At 62.5% G+C, this 20,280-nt stretch carries 19 protein-coding genes; 6 read left to right on the top strand and 13 right to left on the bottom strand.

The window, feature by feature from the left end; genetic code table 11:
* Positions 1-71: 71 nt before the first annotated feature.
* On the top strand, positions 72-1,163 hold the full coding sequence (locus V7773_RS05750) for an SMP-30/gluconolactonase/LRE family protein (RefSeq protein ID WP_336072624.1): 1,092 nt from the start codon (positions 72-74) through the stop codon (positions 1,161-1,163).
* A 206-nt stretch (positions 1,164-1,369) separates the two neighbouring features.
* Here V7773_RS05750 and V7773_RS05755 read toward each other — a convergent pair whose 3' ends face one another.
* The 4 genes from V7773_RS05755 to V7773_RS05770 form a co-directional block, all read right to left on the bottom strand.
* Positions 1,370-1,756 carry a DUF1850 domain-containing protein gene (locus tag V7773_RS05755; protein WP_063320511.1) on the bottom strand — a complete coding sequence of 129 codons (387 nt, stop codon included), beginning with the start codon at positions 1,754-1,756 and terminating at the stop codon, positions 1,370-1,372.
* Positions 1,753-3,780 carry a TRAP transporter permease gene (locus V7773_RS05760; RefSeq protein WP_336072625.1) on the bottom strand — a complete coding sequence of 676 codons (2,028 nt, stop codon included), beginning with the start codon at positions 3,778-3,780 and terminating at the stop codon, positions 1,753-1,755. The genes V7773_RS05755 and V7773_RS05760 overlap by 4 nt, the downstream gene beginning before the upstream one ends.
* Before the next feature lie 81 nt (positions 3,781-3,861).
* The gene (locus tag V7773_RS05765; RefSeq protein ID WP_092222719.1) at positions 3,862-4,812 is read right to left on the bottom strand and encodes a TAXI family TRAP transporter solute-binding subunit; all 951 of its coding nucleotides are present in this window, start codon (positions 4,810-4,812) and stop codon (positions 3,862-3,864) included.
* Positions 4,813-5,046: 234 nt separating this feature from the next.
* On the bottom strand, positions 5,047-6,045 hold the full coding sequence (locus V7773_RS05770; protein WP_336072626.1) for a LacI family DNA-binding transcriptional regulator: 999 nt from the start codon (positions 6,043-6,045) through the stop codon (positions 5,047-5,049).
* A gap of 161 nt (positions 6,046-6,206) precedes the next feature.
* On the opposite strand from V7773_RS05770, the gene V7773_RS05775 reads away from it, so the two are divergent.
* The 3 genes from V7773_RS05775 (at position 6,207) to V7773_RS05785 (ending at position 9,955) form a co-directional block, all read left to right on the top strand.
* Positions 6,207-7,382, top strand: coding sequence for a Gfo/Idh/MocA family protein (locus V7773_RS05775; RefSeq protein WP_336072627.1), 1,176 nt, complete (start codon positions 6,207-6,209; stop codon positions 7,380-7,382).
* Complete coding sequence (locus tag V7773_RS05780) at positions 7,379-8,458, top strand: sugar phosphate isomerase/epimerase family protein (RefSeq protein WP_336072628.1); 1,080 nt, start codon at positions 7,379-7,381, stop codon at positions 8,456-8,458. The genes V7773_RS05775 and V7773_RS05780 overlap by 4 nt, the downstream gene beginning before the upstream one ends.
* A 264-nt stretch (positions 8,459-8,722) precedes the next feature.
* Entirely contained in the window at positions 8,723-9,955 is a 1,233-nt protein-coding gene (locus V7773_RS05785; protein ID WP_336072629.1) for a nucleoside permease, read from the top strand.
* Positions 9,956-9,973: 18 nt separating this feature from the next.
* On the opposite strand, the gene V7773_RS05790 is transcribed toward V7773_RS05785, so the two are convergent.
* Positions 9,974-10,630, bottom strand: a complete 657-nt coding sequence (locus tag V7773_RS05790) for a polysaccharide lyase family 7 protein (protein ID WP_092222729.1) — start codon at positions 10,628-10,630, stop codon at positions 9,974-9,976.
* A gap of 246 nt (positions 10,631-10,876) precedes the next feature.
* Here V7773_RS05790 and V7773_RS05795 point away from each other — a divergent pair, with 246 nt between their 5' ends.
* On the top strand, positions 10,877-11,212 hold the full coding sequence (locus V7773_RS05795) for a hypothetical protein (protein ID WP_063320519.1): 336 nt from the start codon (positions 10,877-10,879) through the stop codon (positions 11,210-11,212).
* Positions 11,213-11,372: 160 nt separating this feature from the next.
* Here V7773_RS05795 and V7773_RS05800 read toward each other — a convergent pair whose 3' ends face one another.
* The 7 genes from V7773_RS05800 to V7773_RS05830 form a co-directional block, all read right to left on the bottom strand.
* Positions 11,373-13,136: an L-lactate permease gene (locus V7773_RS05800; protein ID WP_336072630.1), complete on the bottom strand. Its 1,764-nt coding sequence runs from the start codon at positions 13,134-13,136 to the stop codon at positions 11,373-11,375.
* A gap of 240 nt (positions 13,137-13,376) precedes the next feature.
* Entirely contained in the window at positions 13,377-13,928 is a 552-nt protein-coding gene (locus V7773_RS05805) for a thioesterase family protein (protein WP_092144521.1), read from the bottom strand.
* 265 nt (positions 13,929-14,193) lie between these two features.
* Entirely contained in the window at positions 14,194-14,574 is a 381-nt protein-coding gene (locus V7773_RS05810) for a RidA family protein (RefSeq protein ID WP_336072631.1), read from the bottom strand.
* Between the two features lie 74 nt (positions 14,575-14,648).
* The gene (locus V7773_RS05815) at positions 14,649-15,281 is read right to left on the bottom strand and encodes an NmrA family NAD(P)-binding protein (RefSeq protein WP_336072632.1); all 633 of its coding nucleotides are present in this window, start codon (positions 15,279-15,281) and stop codon (positions 14,649-14,651) included.
* A gap of 75 nt (positions 15,282-15,356) precedes the next feature.
* Entirely contained in the window at positions 15,357-15,527 is a 171-nt protein-coding gene (locus V7773_RS05820) for an NAD(P)H-binding protein (RefSeq protein WP_336072633.1), read from the bottom strand.
* A gap of 17 nt (positions 15,528-15,544) precedes the next feature.
* Positions 15,545-16,228: an SOS response-associated peptidase family protein gene (locus V7773_RS05825; RefSeq protein WP_092222735.1), complete on the bottom strand. Its 684-nt coding sequence runs from the start codon at positions 16,226-16,228 to the stop codon at positions 15,545-15,547.
* A 167-nt stretch (positions 16,229-16,395) separates the two neighbouring features.
* Complete coding sequence (locus V7773_RS05830) at positions 16,396-17,349, bottom strand: LysR family transcriptional regulator (RefSeq protein ID WP_063320525.1); 954 nt, start codon at positions 17,347-17,349, stop codon at positions 16,396-16,398.
* 99 nt (positions 17,350-17,448) lie between these two features.
* Here V7773_RS05830 and V7773_RS05835 point away from each other — a divergent pair, with 99 nt between their 5' ends.
* A complete protein-coding gene (locus V7773_RS05835) occupies positions 17,449-18,312 on the top strand; it encodes an aldo/keto reductase family oxidoreductase (RefSeq protein ID WP_336072634.1) in 864 nt (287 codons plus the stop codon).
* Between the two features lie 141 nt (positions 18,313-18,453).
* On the opposite strand, the gene kefC is transcribed toward V7773_RS05835, so the two are convergent.
* Positions 18,454-20,280, bottom strand: coding sequence for a glutathione-regulated potassium-efflux system protein KefC (kefC, locus tag V7773_RS05840; RefSeq protein ID WP_336072635.1), 1,827 nt, complete (start codon positions 20,278-20,280; stop codon positions 18,454-18,456).

The raw sequence follows: 20,280 nt of genomic DNA on the forward strand, positions 1-20,280 counted from the left end.
ATACTTGTACGATGTCTTATCACGTAGTAAAACTGTCGTCCCGTCCAATAATAATTAACGGAGACGCACCGATGGATGCTTCGCAATCTGCAACCGCCGCCGATCAGGGCCGCCGGGTATTCCTGAAAAAATCCCTGGTGGTCTCGGCTGCTGCGGCCGCCCTTGGCAACCTGCCCGGGCTCGCTCAGGCCGAGCCCTTGAGTCAGCGTTACCCAGACCCGCTGATCAATATCCTTGACCCCAGCTTCATGGACTTGCGCATCTTCAATGCCAGCGTGGAGAAACTCGCCACCGGTTTGCGTTGGGCAGAAGGGCCGGTGTGGGTCGGTGACGGTCGTTACCTGCTGGTCAGCGACATTCCCAACAACCGCATCGTGCGCTGGGATGAAATTACCGGTGGCCTGTCGGTCTACCGCGAGAATTCCAACTTCTCCAACGGCATGTGCCGCGATCGCCAGGGCCGGCTGCTGGTGTGCGAAGGCTCCACCACCGCCAGCGAAGGCCGACGCATCACCCGCACCGAGCACAACGGCACTATCACCGTGCTGGCGGACAGTTTCGAAGGCAAGCCGCTGAACTCGCCCAACGACATCGTGTGCAAGCGCGATGGCTCGGTGTGGTTCACCGACCCACCGTTCCAGACCGGCAACAATTACGAGGGACACAAAGTCACCCCCGCCCAGCCTCACGCGGTGTATCGCATCGATGGCGAAAGCGGCAAGGTCACGCGGGTCATCGACGACCTGGCGGGGCCGAACGGGCTGTGTTTTTCCCCGGATGAGAAAATCCTCTACGTGGTCGAAGGCCGGGCCAAGCCCAACCGCTTGATCTGGGCGATCACCGTCAAGGATGACGGCACGCTGGGTGAGCGGCGCAAGCACATCGAAGGCCTGGATTACGCGGCGATCGACGGAATCAAATGTGATGAAAGCGGCAACCTCTGGTGCGGTTGGGGCGGCAATGGCGACCCCAAGGCCGACCTGGAAAAACTCGACGGCGTGCGGGTGTTCAACCCTGAAGGCAAGGCCATCGGGCACATCTCCCTGCCGGAGCGCTGTCCCAACGTCTGCTTCGGCGGACGGGAAGGCAACCGGTTGTTCATGGCCGGCAGCCACTCGCTGTATTCGCTGTTCGTGAATACCCGAGGGGCGACGTTTGCCTGAGTGACACATTCACCCTCGGAGTTGATGGACTTTGTGGCGAGGGAGCTTGCTCCCGCTGGGCTGCGTAGCAGCCCTAAAACCATTCACCTGGGTGTGCCTGGTTGGTCGCATTCAACATTCGGTCTCTTTGGGGTTGCTGCGCAACCCAGCGGGAGCAATCCCTGGCCACAGGATGTCCGCTGTGCCTGCGGTGTTTTCTGATGGGTTCAGGATTGTCCGCAGCTCCATAGCTCCACGGTCGGCTGGCCCTCTGTCGGCGGCCCCAGCCAATGACTCATCGCCCGACAACCGCCACCAAAACATAACTGATAGTCGCCAGCCTGCGGCGTGCGGCCCAGTTTCAGCGGTTGCAGGGGCGGCACCTGGCGTTGATAGTGCCAGCTGCCGTTTTCAAGCCTTGCATCGTCGGGAATCTCCATGCCCGCGCCATTGCCTTTGACCCTGGCCTCGCCCAGGATCAGGCCCTGTTCGCTGACGCGATAATCTTCCTCCCAGCGAATCTTCTCGATGGTGTGGTTCCATGCCAACGTGAAATCGGCCACGGCGAGCTGGGCCCAGACCACGCCGGACAAGCCCAGACACAGACCGATCACGCCAAGGCCCGCCCACTGCGTCGTGCGCGCCAGAGGTGTTGGAGAATCAGCAGCCCACCCAGCACGAAGCCGATCTCATCGGTCACGGGCAGGGCAACCACCAGCAACGCGCCGGCGGCAAAACACAGCAAGCGTTCCCAAATCGGCATTTTCTGTTGCAGGTAGCCGGTGGACGCCATGCCCCAGAGCCCGACGGCCAACAACGTCTTGATCAGCATGTACGCCGTCATCCACAGGTTGTCGCCCTGGAGCATCAGGGCCGGGTTATAGACGGTCATGAATGGAATGACGAACCCAGCCAGGGCAATGCGCACCGCCCAGAAGCTGATCTTCAGGCCACTTTCCCGGGCAATGGGCGCGGCGGCGAAACAAGCCAGCGCCACCGGCGGCGTCAGGTCGGCCAAGATACCGAAATAGAACACGAACATGTGCGACACGATCAGCGGCACGCCCAGTTCCAGCAGGGCCGGTGCGGCGATCGAGCTGGTGATGATGTAGTTGGGGATGGTCGGTATACCCATGCCCAGCACCAGGCAGGTGAGCATGGTGAGGATCAGCGACAGCAACAGGTTGTCCCGGCCGATGGCGAGGATGTAGCCGGCAAAGGTGGAGGCCACGCCCGTCAGCGAGACCACCGCGATGATGCTGCCCACCAAGGCGCAGGCGATCCCCACTGGAACGGCATGACGCGCGCCATCTACCAACGCATGCAAGCAGATGACGAGGGTTTCCCGAGTGCCTTGCATGAACCAGCAGGCCACCACCAACACGCCGATCACCGCAAACACGATACCGATGCCCAAGCGGAAAAAACCGACGCAAAGCAGCCCCAAGGCGATCCAGAAGGCGCAGCGCAACGCGTAGTTCGAGACTTTGAGAATGATCGCCGAGCCGAGAATCACGATGGCTGTCAATGCCAGGCCCACCATGCCGGAAAACAGGGGGGTGCGTCCGGAAAACAACAGGTAGACCAACACCCCGAGCGGGATCAGCAGGAACCAGCTGTCCTTGACCGCGCCCCAGGCGCTGGGGCATTGGTCCTTGGGCAAGCCCTTGAGGTCGGAGCGCTTGGCCTCCAGGTGAACCATCCAGAACACCGAGCCGAAGTACAGGCAGGCGGGTATCAACGCGGCCTTGGCGATTTCAACGAACGGCACATTGATGGTTTCGGCCATGATGAAGGCCACCGCGCCCATCACCGGCGGCATGATCTGGCTGCCCATGCTGGACGTGGCTTCCACACCACCGGCAAACGCGGCCTTGTAGCCGAAGCGCTTCATCAACGGGATGGTGAATTGCCCGGTGGTGACCACGTTGGCGATGCCAGAACCGGTGATGGTGCCCATCAGCGCCGATGACACCACGGCCACCTTGGCCGGGCCACCGAGCTTGTGACCAAACAGGCCCATGGCGAAATCGGTGAAGAGCTTGATCATGCCGGCCTTTTCCAGGAAGGCGCCGAACAGGATGAACAGGAAAATATAGGTGGCCGACACGTAGGTTGGCGTGCCGTACAGCCCTTCGGTGCCGAACGACAGCTGGTTGATGATTTGATCGAGGCCATAGCCGCGATGGGCCAAGTCGCCCGGTAAGTATTCGCCGAACAGGCCATAGGCCAGGAACAGGCCGCAAATGATCGGTAGTGCGATGCCCATCACTCGCCGCGCGGCTTCGAACACCAGCACGACCAGGACGATCCCCATGATCATGTCCGTGGTGGTCAAGTCGCCGGAGCGTTGGATCAGGTCCGACTCAAACACCCATTGATAAAGCGCCGTCGCCACGCCCCCCAGGCTCAAGACCCAGGCCAAGGGTTGCCAAGGGCGCTGCCTGCCATGCGCGGGGTAGCTGAGGAACACCACCCACAGCAGAAAGCCGACATGTACCGCCCTCAGCACAATGCTGGAGACCGGAGAAAACGCGGCGGTGACGATCTGAAATATTGAAAACAGCAAGGCCACGTAGAACAGGGTCTTGGGCCAGTCTCGCGGGTCCGTGGCGATGCCGTGCTGGTCTTCACTCATGAGGTGCCTGCCTTCTGTTCACATTCAAGGGGCGAAAACACGACGGATCAACGGCGATGGGCGCCGTTGATACGCAGGGTGTTACAGCGCGCCCACTTCCTTGTAGTAGCGCTCGGCACCGGGGTGGAGTGCGATCGGCAGGTTCTTCGCGGCGTTTTTCAGGGTGATGTCCTTGGCCGCTGAATGGGAGGTGCCCAGGCGAGTGAGGTTCTCGAAGAGCAGCTTGGTCATCTGGTACGCCACCTCATCCGGGACATCCTCGCGGGTGACCAGGATGTTGGTGATGGCCACCGTCGGTACGGCCTCCGCCTGACCATCGTAGGTATTGGCCGGAATCATTGCGCTCTGATACGCCGGGTTGCCGATTTTCTCCACCACATCGGTGGGCACCGCTACGTAGCTCAGCGCCATGGTCGAGGCCAGGTCGCGAATGGCCGCCATTCCCAGGCCCGAGGACTGCAGTGTGGCGTCCAGTTGGCGGTTCTTGATCAAGTCCACCGACTCGGCGAACGGCAAGTACTGGACCTTCATGTCCTGGTAGGTCAGCCCCGCAGCCTTGAATATCGCCCGGGCATTGAGTTCGGTACCGGATTTTGCCGCGCCGACGGAAACGGTCTTGCCCTTGAGGTCGGCCAATGTCTTGATGCCGGACTCCTGGCTGGCGACGATCTGGATGTAGTTGGGATAGGCGCCAGCGATGGCGCGCAATTTGGTCAACGGCGCCTTGAAACCGGCGTCTTCCACGCCGTTCTTGGCATCCGCCACCGAGTCGCCCAGGGCCAGGGCCAGCTCACCACGACCGGCTTGCAGCAGGTTGAGGTTTTCCACCGAAGCCTTGGTGGCTTGCACCGATGTCTTGGCGTCCTGGATGCCGTTGCTGTAGATCTGTGAAAGCCCGACCCCGATCGGGTAATAAACCCCGCTGGTGCCGCCCGTGAGGATGTTGATGTACACCGGGGCGGCCTGGGCCGTGGTGCTGACCACCAGGGCTGCCGCGGCGGCCAGGAGGGTGAAGTGCTTGTTGACTCGCATGGGGACCTCTCCGTCTTATTATGGCTTATGCAGAGTCTTTCCACTGTAGTTCAAGCGCGGGTGATGGCGAGTCGAGTGGCCGTAAAGGCTTCTGTGGCGAGGGAGCTTGCTCCCGCTCGGCGGCGCAGCCGTCGTAAAACCGACAAACACGGTCTGCCTGAAAAATTGCGTCAGCCTCTTTCGGGGCTGCTGCGCAACCCAGTGGGAGCAAGCTCCCTCGCCACTGGTCCCTTGTTAGGCCAGGGGCGCCGTACTGCCTCGCACCGTCAACTCGAACGGCAACACCACATGCCACTCGGCAATCGGCTTCTTCTCGATCAGAGCAATCAGCATCTGCACCGCTTTTTCCCCAAAGATTTCGGCAGGCTGTGAAATGGTGGTCAGGGGCGGGTCGCAGTAGGCGGCGAACGGGATGTCATCAAAACCCACCAGGGAAATATCCTCGGGCACCCGCAGGCCCATTCGCTTGATGCGCCTGAGCGCGCCGATGGCCATCTCGTCGTTTTCACAGAACAACGCACTGGGGCGGTCGGCCAGCGCCAACATCGCGCCGGCCCCGTCATCGCCGGCCTTCAAGGTGAAGTCGCCATGGCAGATCAGGCTGGGGTCGACGGCGATACCGGCCTGGCTCAGGGCATCCTGGTAGCCGGCCACGCGATCCAGGGTCAGGGGGCTGCTGCGTGGCCCCTTGATGATGCCGATGCGGCGGTGGCCGAGGCCGATCAGGTGTTCGGTCATGGCCTGGGCGGCGGCGCGGTTGTCGAGACTGATGGTCGGGTAGGGGGCGTTCTTGACCACTTCGCAGGCGTTGACCAGCGGCAGGCTTTCGACGCCTGCCGGCATCGATTCGAAAGGATCGCTGGCGCGCAACTGGATCACCCCGTCGGCCTGGTGGGCGTAGACCAGCGCGGCAAATTCCCGCTCGATCTGCGCGCGGCCCCGGGTGTCGCACAACAGCAATCGATAACCCGCCGCCTGCGCGGCCTGCTGCGCGCCGCTGATGACCCGGGCGAAAAACGTATTGGCGATGGCCGGCACCAGGATCACCAGGTTGCCGGTGCGCCGGGAGCGAAATTGCACCGCCATCAGGTTGGGACGATAGCCGGCCTGTTCCACCGCCGCGTTGACCTTGTTCCGCGTTTCGGGAAGCACCCGCTCGGGCGATTTCAGGGTTCTGGACACCGTGGCCACCGAAACACCCGCCAGCCGGGCCACCTCACGAATGTTGGACAAAATCACCTCGGGGAACAGGGGTACGGTGGGGAGCTTACCGCAGGTTGAGCGCCTCACAAATATTCTGCGGTGAACCTCGTGGGTTTGACACGCGGGGAAACTGAGCCTAGATTTTTGCCATGATGTAACCGGTTACATCATCCTGACAGAAGAGAATCGCGATGAATCCTGTAGCACCGAAAATAAGAATGGGCTTCGTCGGCGGTGGAGAGGGCGCGTTCATCGGCCAGGCCCACCGTCAGGCCGCGGGCCTGGATGGCGGTTTCGAACTGGTCTGCGGCGCATTCAGCCGCGACCCTCGCAACACTCGGCAGACCGGCGCGGCCCTGGGCCTGGCCGCGTCCCGTTGCTACCACGACTGGCAGCAGATGCTCGACACCGAAGCGCTGCTGCCGCTTGATCAGCGCATGGAATTGCTGGTCATTGTTACCCCCAATCATCTTCATGCACCCATCGCCAGCGAGGCCTTGAAAGCCGGTTTCCATGTGTTCAGCGAGAAGCCCGCCGCGCTGGACCTCAACGAGTTGCTGGCCCTCAGGGAAGTGCTGCAAGGCAGCCGTTGCCTCTACGGGCTGGCCCATACCTACCTGGGTTATCCCATGGTGTGGCAGGCCCGGGAGATGGTGCGCTCGGGCGCGATCGGCCAGGTGCGCAAAGTGCTGGTCGAGTACCCCCAAGGCTGGCTCAGCCAGGATGTCGCCGCCCAGGGCAATAAACAGGCCGAATGGCGCGACGACCCTGGCCAGTCCGGCCTGGGCGGTTGCATCGGCGACATCGGCACCCACGCGTTTTCCCTCGCCGAGTTCGTCGCAGACCAGCCTATCCAGCAGCTATGCGCCACATTGGGCACCCATGTGCCGGGCCGGCAATTGGATGACGACGTTGCGATGCTGTTTAAGATGGCGGGTGGCGCCTGCGGTGTGCTGATCGCAAGCCAGGTCTGCACCGGCGAAGAGAACCCGCTGAAGATTCGCGTCTACGGCGATAAGGGCGCCTTGGAGTGGCGCCAGGAAGAACCGGCGAACCTGATCCATCGCGCCTTCGACCAGCCTTTGCGCATCCTGCGTAGCGGCGTCGGCCAGCCGTGGCTGTGCGCGGCGGCCACGCGGCGCATGCGCCTGCCGGCCGGGCATCCCGAGGGCTACCTGGAAGCCATGGCCAACCTCTACGGCGATTTCGCCCACGCCATTCGCAACCATGTCGAAGGCCCCGACGCCCCAGGCGTACCCGGCATCGAGACCGGCTTGCGTGGCATGGCATTCATCGAGGCCGCCATCCTCAACCACCGTGGCGACGCGAAGTGGACCACCGTGCAAACCGGAGCATCCCTGTTGTGAATACCCTCGACACACCACCGAGCGGCCTGCGTGGCCCAGGTATTTTCCTGGCGCAATTCATGTCCGCCGAAGCGCCGTTCGATACCCTGGCCAACATCGCCCAGTGGGCGGCGTCGCAAGGCTACAAGGCCATTCAGCTGCCGACATCGGGCACCCAATACATAGACCTGGCCCGGGCCGCCGAGAGCCAGGCCTATTGCGATGAGCTCAAGGCCACCTGTGCCCAGGCCGGTGTCGAGATCAGCGAGTTATCGACGCACCTGCAAGGCCAGTTGGTGGCAGTGCACCCGGCGTTCGACGCGCTGTTCGATGACTTCGCCCCGGTCCATTTGCGCGGCCAGCCCCAGGCGCGGACCGAGTGGGCGATTGAGCAACTCAAGCTGGCCGCCCGCGCCAGCCAGCGGCTGGGTCTCAAGGCTCATGCGACGTTTTCCGGCGCGCTGCTGTGGCCGTATCTCTACCCTTGGCCGCAGCGGCCGGCGGGTCTGGTGGAGCAGGGGTTCGCCGAACTGGCCCGGCGCTGGTTGCCGATTCTCGATGCCTTCGACGTGGCGGGGGTGGACCTGTGCTACGAAATCCACCCCGGCGAAGACCTCCATGACGGCGCCTCGTTCGAGCGCTTTTTGGAGGCGGTCGATCATCACCCACGGGCGGCGATCCTCTACGACCCCAGTCATTTGCTGCTGCAACAGATGGACTACCTGGGCTTCATCGACCGCTACCACGCGCGCATCCGCATGTTCCACGTCAAGGACGCCGAATTCCGCCCCGATGCCCGTTCCGGGGTATACGGCGGCTACCAGGGCTGGGTCGATCGGCCCGGGCGGTTCCGTTCGTTGGGCGATGGCCAGATCGATTTCAAATCGATCTTCAGCAAACTGACCCAATACGATTTCAGCGGTTGGGCGGTCCTGGAATGGGAATGCTGCTTGAAGGATTCACAACAGGGCGCCGCAGAAGGGGCAGCTTTCATCCAGCGGCACATGATCAGCAAGACCGGCAAGGCGTTCGATGATTTTGCCAGCGTCACGGCGGATGAGGATTCCAATCGACGGTTGTTGGGCCTGTTGAGGTAACCGCTCCACCCCAAGACCCTGTGGCGAGGGAGCTTGCTCCCGCTGGGCTGCGAAGCAGCCCTAAAACCTGACAACTCGGTGGATCAGGTAGATGTAGGCCGAGGTGACTGTTTTGAGGGCTGCTGCGCAGCCCAGCGGGAGCAAGCTCCCTCGCCACAAAAGCAGGCCACAAAAGCAGGCCACAAAAGCAAGCCACAAAAGCAAGCCACAAAAGCTGTGCAAGGCTTTTTTCTTCACAAGAACAACAATAAAACGGTGACGCTCATGACCACGATGAATGCACGCCTCAGCGTGATGATGTTCCTGCAGTTCTTTATCTGGGGTGGCTGGTTCGTCACCCTCGGCACCTTCCTCTCCAGCACCCTGGGCGCCAGCGGTGGGCAGATCGGCATGGCGTTCTCCACGCAATCGTGGGGAGCGATCATCGCGCCGTTCGTCATCGGCCTGATCGCCGACCGCTTGTTCAACGCCGAACGCATCCTGGCGGTGTTGCACCTGCTCGGCGCGGTGTTGCTGTATCAGCTGTATTCGGCGGCGGATTTCAGCGTGTTCTACCCGTACGTGCTGGTGTACATGGTGGTCTACATGCCGACGCTGGCCCTGGTCAATTCCGTGGCCTTCCGGCAGATGCGCGATCCGGCGCTGGAGTTCTCGCGCATCCGGGTGTGGGGCACGATTGGCTGGATCGTCGCGGGCGTGGTGATCAGTTTTGTGTTCGCCTGGGATTCGCGCGAAGCGATCTCGGCAGGCGGCTTGCGCAATACGTTCCTGATGGCGGCCGTTGCTTCCCTGGTACTGGGGCTCTACAGCTTCACGCTGCCGGCCACGGCGCCGCTCAAGGAACAGGCCCGCGCGGGCGGCGTCAGGCAGTTGCTGGGGCTGGACGCGTTGGGGCTGTTGAAGGATCGCAGCTACCTGGTGTTCTTCATCGCCTCGATCCTGATCTGCATTCCCCTGGCGTTCTATTACCAGAATGCCAACCCGTTCCTGGCCGAAACCGGGATGACCAACCCAACGGCGAAGATGGCCATCGGACAGGTCTCGGAAGTGTTGTTCATGCTGCTGTTGCCACTGTTCATCCAGCGCTTCGGCATCAAGCTGGCGCTGTTGGTGGGGATGTTGGCGTGGGCGTTGCGCTACCTGTTGTTCGCCTACGGCAATAACGGCGACCTGGCGTTCATGCTGTTCACCGGCATTGCCCTGCATGGCATCTGCTACGACTTCTTTTTTGTCTCGGGGCAGATCTACACCGATGCCAAGGCACCGGAGCGCTTTCGCAGCTCGGCCCAGGGGCTGATTACCCTGGCGACCTACGGTGTGGGGATGCTGATCGGCTTCTGGGTGGCGGGGCAGGTGACCGATCACTTTGTCGTGGCGGGCGGTCATGACTGGCAGAGCATCTGGCTGTTCCCGGCCGGTTTCGCGCTGCTGGTGTTGCTCTGCTTCCTGTTTACCTTCCGCGGCCAGCAAGCGCTCGCTGCGTCGTCAAAGGCTTGAAGCAGGGCTGGGCGTCAGTCATTTGTGACTGACGTCCAGCTTGGTGTAGGTCACTTTCCCGCCTTCGTTGGAATAACCCTTGTTGTCCAAGGTGTAGACACCGGCCTTGAAATAGAAGTTATAGCCGTACCAGGACGGGTCCAACTTCACCTGTTTGCCCGCGTTGCCGATCAGCACCGAGAGCTTGCCTTGCTTGTCCATTTGCAGCGAATAGGAGAAGGCCTTGTTCAGCGGCACGTTGGGCACGGTGTAGATCACCGGGCTTTTCTTGTCCTTGGGCTTGACCCGGTATTCCACGTCGATATTGCCGGTGCCCTTGGCGTAGCGGTACACCAGTTTCAACAACGGCGTGGGGGCGTCCTTGGCGTGGATCTGCGCCACCACCACCCGGCCTTCGGAAGGCACCTGGTTCACCGCCAGGGTGCCCTTGAGGGTATTGGTGCCGCTGTTGTAGCGCCAGTTGCGCAGCTTGCCGTCCTTGCTGGTTTCCCGCAGCTCGGAGCGCGGGTATTCGCTTTTACCGGTATGGGAACCGGTGACCGGCGCCCAGAAGACGATCCGCTGGCCGTTATTGTCGAAATACTTGTTTTTCAGGGTTGGCATGGCTTTGGTCGCCACGACCTGCGCCGGCGTTTGCACGGGCAGGGTAATGTTCCAGACAGTCAGGTCAATCATGATAAAACCCTCCAACGGGACCGGCCGTTACCTGGCGGCCGTCAAGACAGAAACTGCCTTCCGTGGCGCAGTTTTCATGTTATCGACGAGGGGCTGTTTCGCTGGAGATGCACCTGACGGATGGCTCTGCGATGAGCCTTTCAGGCACTGAATTGGGCGGATTATCGTGTGTCAATTTGTTGCTGATCGGTTAGAGTACGCGCCGCCCGAGAGACGGATCCCGGGCGTCTTTCCATGGAGCGTCAAATGAATCAAATCAGCAAAGTTGTCGCCTGCGCACTGTTCGGCCTGGCCCTGGCGGGTTGCACCGGCACGCCGATGAAAACCCAGCAATACGACAGCAGCCAATACACCGTTGTCGGCCACAGTGAAGCCAAGGCCACCGGCCTGTTGCTGTTCGGCGTGATCCCGATTCGCCAGAACAACCGTTTCGTACGCGCCCAGACCGCGGCGATCAAGGCCAAGGGCGGCGACGCCATGATCAACACCCAAGTCCAGGAAAACTGGTTCTGGGCCTGGGTCCTGACCGGTTACACCACCTCGGTGTCCGGTGACGTGGTCAAGCTGAAAAGCGTTCAGTGACACCCTGCTTTAGAGTAGGTGAGCGCCGGTTGTAAAGGCGCTACCTGTGGCGAGGGAGCTTGCTCCCGCTCGATCGCGCAGCGATCGCAAAAGGGCCGCTTCGCCGCCCAGCGGGAGCAAGCTCCCTCGCCACAACAGCCCGATCATGCCCGATCCTCTGTCACTGTCCTCCCACCACCATATGCGTGAACGGCGCCACATACGCCTGCAACGTCACCAGCCCGCCCACCAGAATCGCCAGCACCACCGAGTGGAAAAACACGTAGCGCAGGATTTCGCCTTCGTGACCGTACCAACGGGTCGCGGTGGAGGCGACCACGATCGACTGCGCGTCGACCATCTTGCCCATGACCCCGCCGGAACTGTTGGCCGCGGCCATCAACACCGGGCTGATGCCCAATTGCTCGGACGTGACCCGTTGCAAGCCGCCAAACAATACGTTGGACGCCGTGTCCGAGCCGGTCAGCGCCACGCCGAGCCAGCCCAGCAAGGTGCCGAACATGGGGTAGAAAATGCCCGTGGCGGCGAAGGCCAGGCCCATGGTCGCGTCCAGGCCTGAGTAGCGCGTGAGAAACCCCAGGGCCAACATTGCTACGATGGTAATCAGCGAGTAGCGCACCACCCAGAGCGTTCGCAGGTAGTGGTGCAGCAGTTGCGGGATGGAATAGCCCATCAGCAAGCCACCGAGAATCGCCGCCAGGAAGATGCCGCTGCCCGTGGCAGTGAACCAGTTGAACTTGTAGACCGCTTCCTCGGTTTTAGGCTGGGGCACCACGGGCGGGACTTTTTCGATCTGCTGGTGGATGGTGCCGAAGGTCACCAGGGGTGAGAAGATCGGATTGGCCTCGCGCATCGGCTTGCCTTGGGGATCCAGTCGGGCCGATTGGGTCTGGGGGTCGATGGCCGGACGGGTGTCGAACAGGTTCTTGAAACCCTGGGTGCCCCAGGCGAACACGAACACTGTGAGGATGATCCATGGCATCCAGGCCCGTCCCACGGCGGAGCGGGTGTCGCTGGAAAATGCCGCGCTGGCGACGGGTTTTTCATCCTCGCTGGCGTCGATCTTCGAGTTGTCGTCCCGCCCGGACAGCGCGGCGGAGGTGTGCACCGTGGCCGGTTTCCAGACCTTGAGGAAACCGGTGAGGCAGGCCATGGAAATCAGCGCGGCAATCACATCCACCAGCATCGGCCCGTGGTAATTGGACACCAGGAACTGCGGGATGGCGAAGCTGACACCGGCCACCAGGATCGCCGGCCAGACCTCCAGCATCTTGCGCCACCCGGCAAACGCCCAGATCAACCAGAACGGCACCAGCACCGAGAAAAATGGCAACTGCCGACCGACCATCATCGACAGCTCCATTTCATCCAGCCCGGTGACTTTGGCCAGGGTGATGATCGGCGTGCCCAGGGCGCCGAAGGCCACGGGCGCGGTGTTGGCGATCAGCGCCAGGCCCGAGGCGGCCAAGGGGGAGAAGCCCAGCCCGATCAGGATCGCCCCGGTCACCGCCACCGGGGTCCCGAAACCCGCGGCGCCCTCGAAGAACGCACCGAAGCAAAAGGCGATCAGCAGCAATTGCAGGCGTCGGTCGTCGGTGATGCGGGCGAGGGAATCCTGCAGGACCTTGAACGAGCCGTTCTCGGTGGTCAGGCGGTGCAAGAAGATGATGTTGAGGACAATCCAGCCAATGGGCAACAGGCCGTTGGCCGCGCCGTAAAGTGCCGCTGACCCGGCCATGCCGGCGGGCATGCCGAAGGCGAAGATGGCGATCAGCAAGGCCGAGGCCAAGGCCATCAACGCCGCCAGGTGCGCCTTGACATGAAAGAACGCCAGGGACGCCAGCATCACCACCACTGGAACCGCCGCCAGGAGCGTCGACAGCACCGCATTACCGAAGGGATCGTAGACTTGTTGCCAGACCATGTTCCACCTCTGCTTTTTATTGTTGGAAGTGCAGGCCCCGGGGGGATTGGCAGAGAAGTATAGGCGGGGATTGGCGAGGGGAATGGCGCAGAGGCCTGGGGTAAGCCCCTGTGGCGAGGGAGCTTGCTCCCGCTGGACTGCGCAGCAGGCCCAAGTTTTTTGTTTAAGCACAAATTCTTGGGGCGGCTTCGCCACCCAGCGGGAGCAAGCTCCCTCGCCACAAGGTCAGTGGTGTGCTGGCTAGCGTGGGGGCTCACCTTCCTCCTGGCGAAGCTCGAGGCTCAAGCCGTCGCAGCTTTGCGACCAGGCGACCAGCCAGTCGGGCACGGCGGGCGATTGTTCGGCCAGGCCCAACTCGCGGATGAACTCAGCCGGTGCAATCGTGCCTTTGGCCGAGCGGAACAGGCCGCGCATGATCACCACCCCGACCACACGTCCCTGGCTGATGAAACGGTGCTCCATGAACGTCCATTTTTCGTCCCAACCGAGCAGGCGGGTGTGCACCTCGAACGCCTCGAACAGTTTCAATTCCCGCCTGAACTTGCCCCAGACATCCCCCACGATCGGCACCGCCCGGTTGCGCAACGCCACTTTGTAGGCGCCGCTGCGCAGCACGTAATCCATGCGTCCCACATCGGCCAACGTGAAGTAGCGTCCGTTGGTGACGTGGCGATTGAGGTCCAGGTCCAGCGGCCATACCCGCATGCGCACCACCGTGGTGTCCAGGGGCGCCGCCGGCTTGCGCCACGGGCGGCGGAACAGCATCAGCAACAGTCGAAACCAGAGATTCATAAGGAGGCCGTGAAGAGGGAAAACGGCGCACTTTAGACCCCGTGCAGGAAGCGGGCTAGGTGCGAAAGTGACGATTTGCGTGGCAATCGCGCATTTGGGGCATGTTCGAGCGGCTGTTGTGGCCAGGAGCTTGGGCCCGCTGTATGGCGAGCCGCTCCAAGAGTTTGGGTCGAAACAAAAGAACTGGGCCTGCTGCGCAGTCCAGCGGGAGCAAGCTCCCTCGCCACAAAAGCAGTGCAGCGCTACAAAGGTGCAAGGCGCTCGTTCAGCCCTTCGCCGCCATCGCCGTCACTTCCACTTTCATGCCTTCAACCGCCAGCGCCGCCACACCCACCGCCGCACGAACCGGCCAAGGCTTGGCGAAGAAGCGTTTGTAGACCTCGTTGAACGCGCCGCGGTCGGCCATGTCGGTCAGGTAGATGGTCAGGTGCAGGACCCGGTCCATGGAGCTGCCGGCGCCTTCCAAGGCAGTCTTGAGGGCTTGCAGCGTGCATTCGCTCTGCAGGGTGATGTCGCCCAGCTCCAGGTTGCCATCGGCGTGGGTGGGGATTTGCGTGGAAACCAGCAGGCCGCCGAAACCGGCGACGTCGGAGGAAATGGAGTCCGCATCCGGATCTGGAATAAACGTGATGTCTGGGTTGCTCATGCAAAACCTCATGCTGGAAAAGAAAAAGGAGCGCCGCAGTTTACCGTTCATTGCCGCGTCGTTCCTGCATTCCTTTATCCGTGCGCTCCCAGCCTGTTGTTTTGCACCAGTGCCTGGATGTAGGCCTCAAGCGTCATGGTGCCGTGCAAGGCGTCGTCGCCCACGTCGAAGCCGCTGTCTAGGCAGACGGCGCTCATGCGCGCATAGGAGTGCGCCGCAGCGGGGCTGAAGCCGAGGCTCTGGAAGGTGCTTTCCCATCGGTCCCTGGGTATCACGTGTACCTCGACCGGCCGGCCGAGCGCCTGGGAAAAAGCCTGCGCCACATCGTTGGGCGAGTACAGGCCAGGCCCCTGCACGTTACGCACGCCAATGTCATCCACCGACGATAGCAATCGCGCGGCCGCCACTTCGCCCAGGTCCCGAGGCGCAACCATGGGGAAGGCCAGGTCGGCTGGAAACAGCGTCGGCAGCTTGCCGGTCTCGCGGACGGTATCGAGCAGGCTGTCCCAGTTGCTCATGTAATAAGCGCCGCGATTGATCGCCGCCGGGATCGACTGGTTACGCAGCCCTTCTTCCAATTCCCACAAGACGCTGAGATCGCCGATACGCCTGCCAGGCTGGGCGCCGGCGGTGGATTGCACGACGATTTTCTCAAGACCCGATCCGTCGAGGGCGGACAGGATGTTGGCGACCGTGCGCCGTTCCACCGCATCGGTATCGGTACTGGGAGCCGCTGGCGGGTTGAGAATGAACGCCCTGCGCCCGAGCCGAAACGCTGCGCGCTACGACTCGACGTTTTCGGCGTCCGCTTCGACGATTTGAGCGCCCCTGGCCCGCCATTCAGTGGCGTGGGTGGCGTTGCGGGTCATGATAATCACGGCATGCCCTGGCGCCAGCAAGGCGCGGCCTGTGGCCGAGCCAACGTGACCTGTGGCGCCCATGATCACGTACATGGCTTTATCTCCCGAAGTCAAAGTCCGCCCTGGGCCGGACGGTGGGTTGTCATTGCCGGTTCAAGGTGCGGTTGCGCGCCGTTCAGGCGTGCGGCCAGTTGTTGTGCCTGTTCCCATCCCAGCGCGGGCTCCAGCCATTCGAGCGCATCTTCGGCACTGAAGGCCAGTACCCGCTGCTGCTGGCTGGCGATGTCGCCATACGTCACCAGGGTCAGGCCGTCACAGCCAAACGGGGTCTCGCTGGCCTGGGCCAGGGCAGCCAGGAAAATCGGGACCGACTGCCGGGCGGTCGTGTAGGTGAGGCGTTGCGCCTGGGAGGGCGAGGCGGGGGCTTGTGACTCATACCAACCCTCCACGGGAACCAATACGCGGCCTTCGTGCTTGATGGGGTCGAAGACCTTGGAGCGCATGACCAGATGCAAGGGCAGATGCGTCAGCGGCGGCATCGTTCCCACCGACCAGATCGGCGACCAACCCCAGCGAACCTTGATGCACTCCAAGTGCCCACCGCGACGACGAATGGCGCTGACCTGCATGTTTGGCTTGATCAGACTCTGGCGCTCCTGGACCTTGGGCGGCGTTGTCACGTACAGGTCCAAGGGCGTCACGCTTGCACCGAAACGGCTGCCGGGCGTGTCTCGCTGGGCGAAATACGCCAGGGAGTCTTTTGAAGAAACGTGTTGAACAAGACCGTCACACATAACGAAAACTCCCGGCAGTGAACGCAAAGAAGCCTTGATCCACCCGCTGTTCAAGCCGTGACGTCGAAGCGCGTCAGCATGGCTTTCAGCGGTGTCATGTAGGTCCGAGCCGTGGCGAATGGCTTGGTTCGAAAATCCTTGCGGCGGGGAGACGAGCGGGCGGTGTGTCAGTTTGCAGAGAGGTTGGCTGTGCCGATGCCTTCGCGAGCAGGCTCGCTCCCACACTGTTGTGCGTTGATGAAGTCCACGAAAGCCCTCAATGGCGAGGGCAGGTAGCGGCGGCCGGGGTAGTAGAGAAATGGGCCGGTAAAGCGCTGCCACCAGGGTTCGAGTACCGGTTCGAGGGCGCCGCTGTCCAGGTACGGTCGTAACCAGTCTTCGAACAGGTAGACGATGCCCAGACCGTCTACAGCGGCTTGCACCGACAGGTCCACCGCACCGCCAATGCGCGTGATCAACGGGCCGCTCGGGTCGACGCTGATGGTTTCGCCGCCGCGCTCATACTCCCACAGCGGCATGGCACCGCTGGGGAATTTGCCCCGCAGGCACGCGTGTTCCAGCAGGTCTCTGGGATGTTCCGGCCTGCCCCGGGCATCGAGGTATGCCGGGGCGGCGGCCGTGGCGAAGCGCTGGAACCGTGGGCCGATGGGGATGGCGATCATGTCCTGCTCCAGGCGCTCGTCGTAGCGAATACCCGCGTCACACCCGGCCGCCAGCATGTCGACGAAGCTTTCTTCGGTGACCACTTCCAGGCGGATGTCGGGATAGCTTTTCAGGAACGGCGTGATGATCGCGGGCAACACCAGCCGGGCCGCGCTGACCGGCACGTTCAGCCTGAGGGTGCCCGAAGGACGGTCGCGAAAGTCGTTGACCACGTCCATGGCCGCCTCGACCTCGCCCAGGGCCGGGACGATGCGTTCCATCAACCGGGCACCGGCCTCGGTCGGTACCACGCTGCGGGTAGTGCGATTGAGCAGGCGTACGCCGAGCCGGCTCTCCATCCGGCGTACGGCGTCGCTCAGGCTTGAGGCAGACTTGCCGCTCAGCCGCGCGCCTTCACGAAAGCCCTTCGCGTTGACCACGGCCACGAAGGCCAGCAAGTCTTGAATATCCGTCGCCATGTTCTCTCCGCCGTACAACCTGTGCTGATTGCACCTGATTATCATGAGAATGGTCAACGTCTATAGTCGGCCCACGCACATTGATCCGAGGGCGACGAGATGAACATTGCAGGCAAGGCAGGCAGCTTTTTACTGGGCGATCGCACGGTCAATCGCATGGGTTACGGCGCGATGCAGTTGGCGGGGCCCCAGGTCTTCGGACCGCCGAAAGACCCGGCGGTGGCCGTCGCTGTGCTGCGCGAAGCATTGGCGAGCGGGGTCAACCACATCGACACCGCCGATTTCTATGGGCCCCATGTCACCAACCAACTGATCCGTGAAGCGCTGCACCCTTATGCCCAGGACCTGGTCATCGTGACCAAGGTCGGTGCCGTGCGCGGTGCCGATGCGTCCTGGAACCCGGCCCACAGCCCCGCCGAGCTGACCCGGGCGGTCCACGACAATCTGCGCAACCTGGGTGTGGAGGTCCTGGACGTGGTCAACCTGCGAGTGTGGGGCGATATGCATTCGCCCACGGAAGACTCCATCGAAGAATCGTTCACGACACTGGCGCAGCTACAGAGCCAGGGCCTTATCCGTCACCTGGGGCTGAGCAACGTCACGGCCGCGCAGGTCAAGCAGGCCCAAGGCATTGCCCAGGTGGTCTGCGTGCAGAACCACTACAACCTGACCCATCGCGACGACGAACACCTCATCGCCGACCTGGGCCGGCAGGGCATCGCCTACGTGCCGTTCTTCCCCTTGGGCGGCTTCACACCGCTGCAATCGCAAACCCTTTCCAGCGTGGCGGCGCGCTTGCAGGCGTCACCGCTGTGCGTGGCCCTGGCGTGGTTGCTGCAACGTGCGCCGAATCTGCTGCTGATTCCCGGCACATCGTCCCTGGCGCACCTGCGGGAAAACCTCACGGCGAGTGAGCTGAAGATCCCTGCGCCGATGCTCGCCGAGCTGGACGCGTTGGTTTAGCGGCCTGCAAGACCAGCGTCTCTCCAGAACGGCGCTGAGCTGGGTTTCAGCCGCCGCTCCAACTGGCAGCGGATGTTCAAGGCGCCGCCCGGGCTGACGCCGATGGAATACCGGCGCAAGTTCGGGCGGGTATGACGCCGGTCAACCCGGCGTCTTGTCGGTTTCGTTGCGATGGTGTTCCTGCCAGTTGTCGACGGGGCGGGCACGGTCTTCGTTGAACATGTCCGTGAGCAGCGCATTGGCGCGCCGATAGGCATCGTGGCGGAACTTGAGGTCGTCTTCCGGCTGGGCGACGATCTCCTCCAACATCTTGAGGTTCAGCCGGCGGAACTGATCCGCCCGTTCCCGCGCTTCGTAAGCCCCGACGCCCATGTGCTCCAGTGCACTGCGACCCAATGCCAGCGCGCTCTCGAAGGTTTCCCGCTCGGCCGCCTCCACGCCCATCTGTCGCAGGGTGATGAGGTGGCCCATGTCCCGCGCCCGCACGATCAACTGCAACGCGGGGAAGTGCTCTTGGGCCAGCCGGGTCAGTGTCAGGTTGTCTTCTCGATCGTCGATCGCATTGATCAACACCACCGCTTGGGCCGCGCCGGCTGCGTGCAGCAGATCAAGGCGCGTGGCATCGCCATAAAAGACTTTCACGCCGAATTTACGCAGCGTCTCGATGTTGTCTGGGTCGTGATCCAATACCACCACTTCGACGCCGCAAGACATCAGCAGGCGACCGGCGATCTGCCCGAAGCGGCCGAACCCGGCGATGATCACCCGTGGATTCTGCTGGTCGATGAGGTCGGATTCGCGTTTGTTTTTCTTGGCGACGGACTCGAACCGATCCAGCAACACGATCAGCAAGGGCGTCAGGCACATGGACAGGGCCACCGCCAGGGTCAGGCTCTTGCCCCATTGATCGGTCAAGATGCCGGCCACGGTCGCCGCGCCAAACACCACGAAGGCGAATTCGCTGCCCTGGCCCAGCAACACCGCCTGCCAGGAGCGCTGGCCGGCGGGGACGTTGAGGAACCGGCCCGCCATCTTGATCACCAGCAGCTTGATCAGGATGAAGCCCAGGGTCAGGGTGATGACTTTCAGCGGTGCGTTGACCAGGGTGCCGAAATCGATCGACATGCCGACGCCGATGAAAAACAGACCCAACAGCAGGCCCTTGAACGGCTCGATGTCGCTCTCCAGGGCATGGCGGTATTCGGAGCTGGCCAGCAGCACGCCGGCGAGGAACGCGCCCATGGCCATCGATAAACCGGCTTCCTCCAGCAGAAAGCCGAAGCCGAACACCAGGAAAAGCGCCACGGCACTGAAGATCTCGCGCAAGCCTGACCGCGCGGCGAAGCGCAGCAGCGGTCGTGTCACGTAGCGCCCCAACAGCACGACGATGGCGATGGCAGCGACGATTTTGCCAATCGATAGCAACAGCGCCGTGCCCGAAGGCGTGTCGCCGTGTGCTGACAACAACGGGATCATCGCCACCAGCGGAATGGCCGCGATGTCCTGGAACAGCAGCACGGCGAAGCTGCTGCGCCCGACCGCGGTGGCGGTCAGGTTGCGTTCATTCATCGCCTGCATGGCGATAGCCGTGGAGGACAGGCTCAGGGTCAGGCCGACCAGCAGCGCTGCCGTCCAGTTCAGGCCCAAGGCCGTGCAGAACAAGCCAATGGCAGCGCCACAGGCGAGCATCTGCAGGGCGCCACCCCCGAACACCATCTTGCGCAGGGCCCAGAGCCGTTTGGGGTCGAGCTCGAGGCCGATGATGAACAGCATCAGCACCACGCCGATTTCAGCGAACTCCAGGATGGCTTTTACATCGGTAATCAGCTTCAGCCCCCACGGGCCGATGATGCACCCGGCCAGTAGATAACCCAACACCGGGCCCAGGCCAAATCGAACGGCAATGGGTACGATCAGCGTCGCCGAGGCCAGGTAGATGAGCATTTCAATCAGGCTGTGAGTTTCCAC

This window comes from Pseudomonas sp. 3JA (assembly GCF_036961705.1).
Lineage (GTDB): Bacteria > Pseudomonadota > Gammaproteobacteria > Pseudomonadales > Pseudomonadaceae > Aquipseudomonas > Aquipseudomonas fluorescens_Q.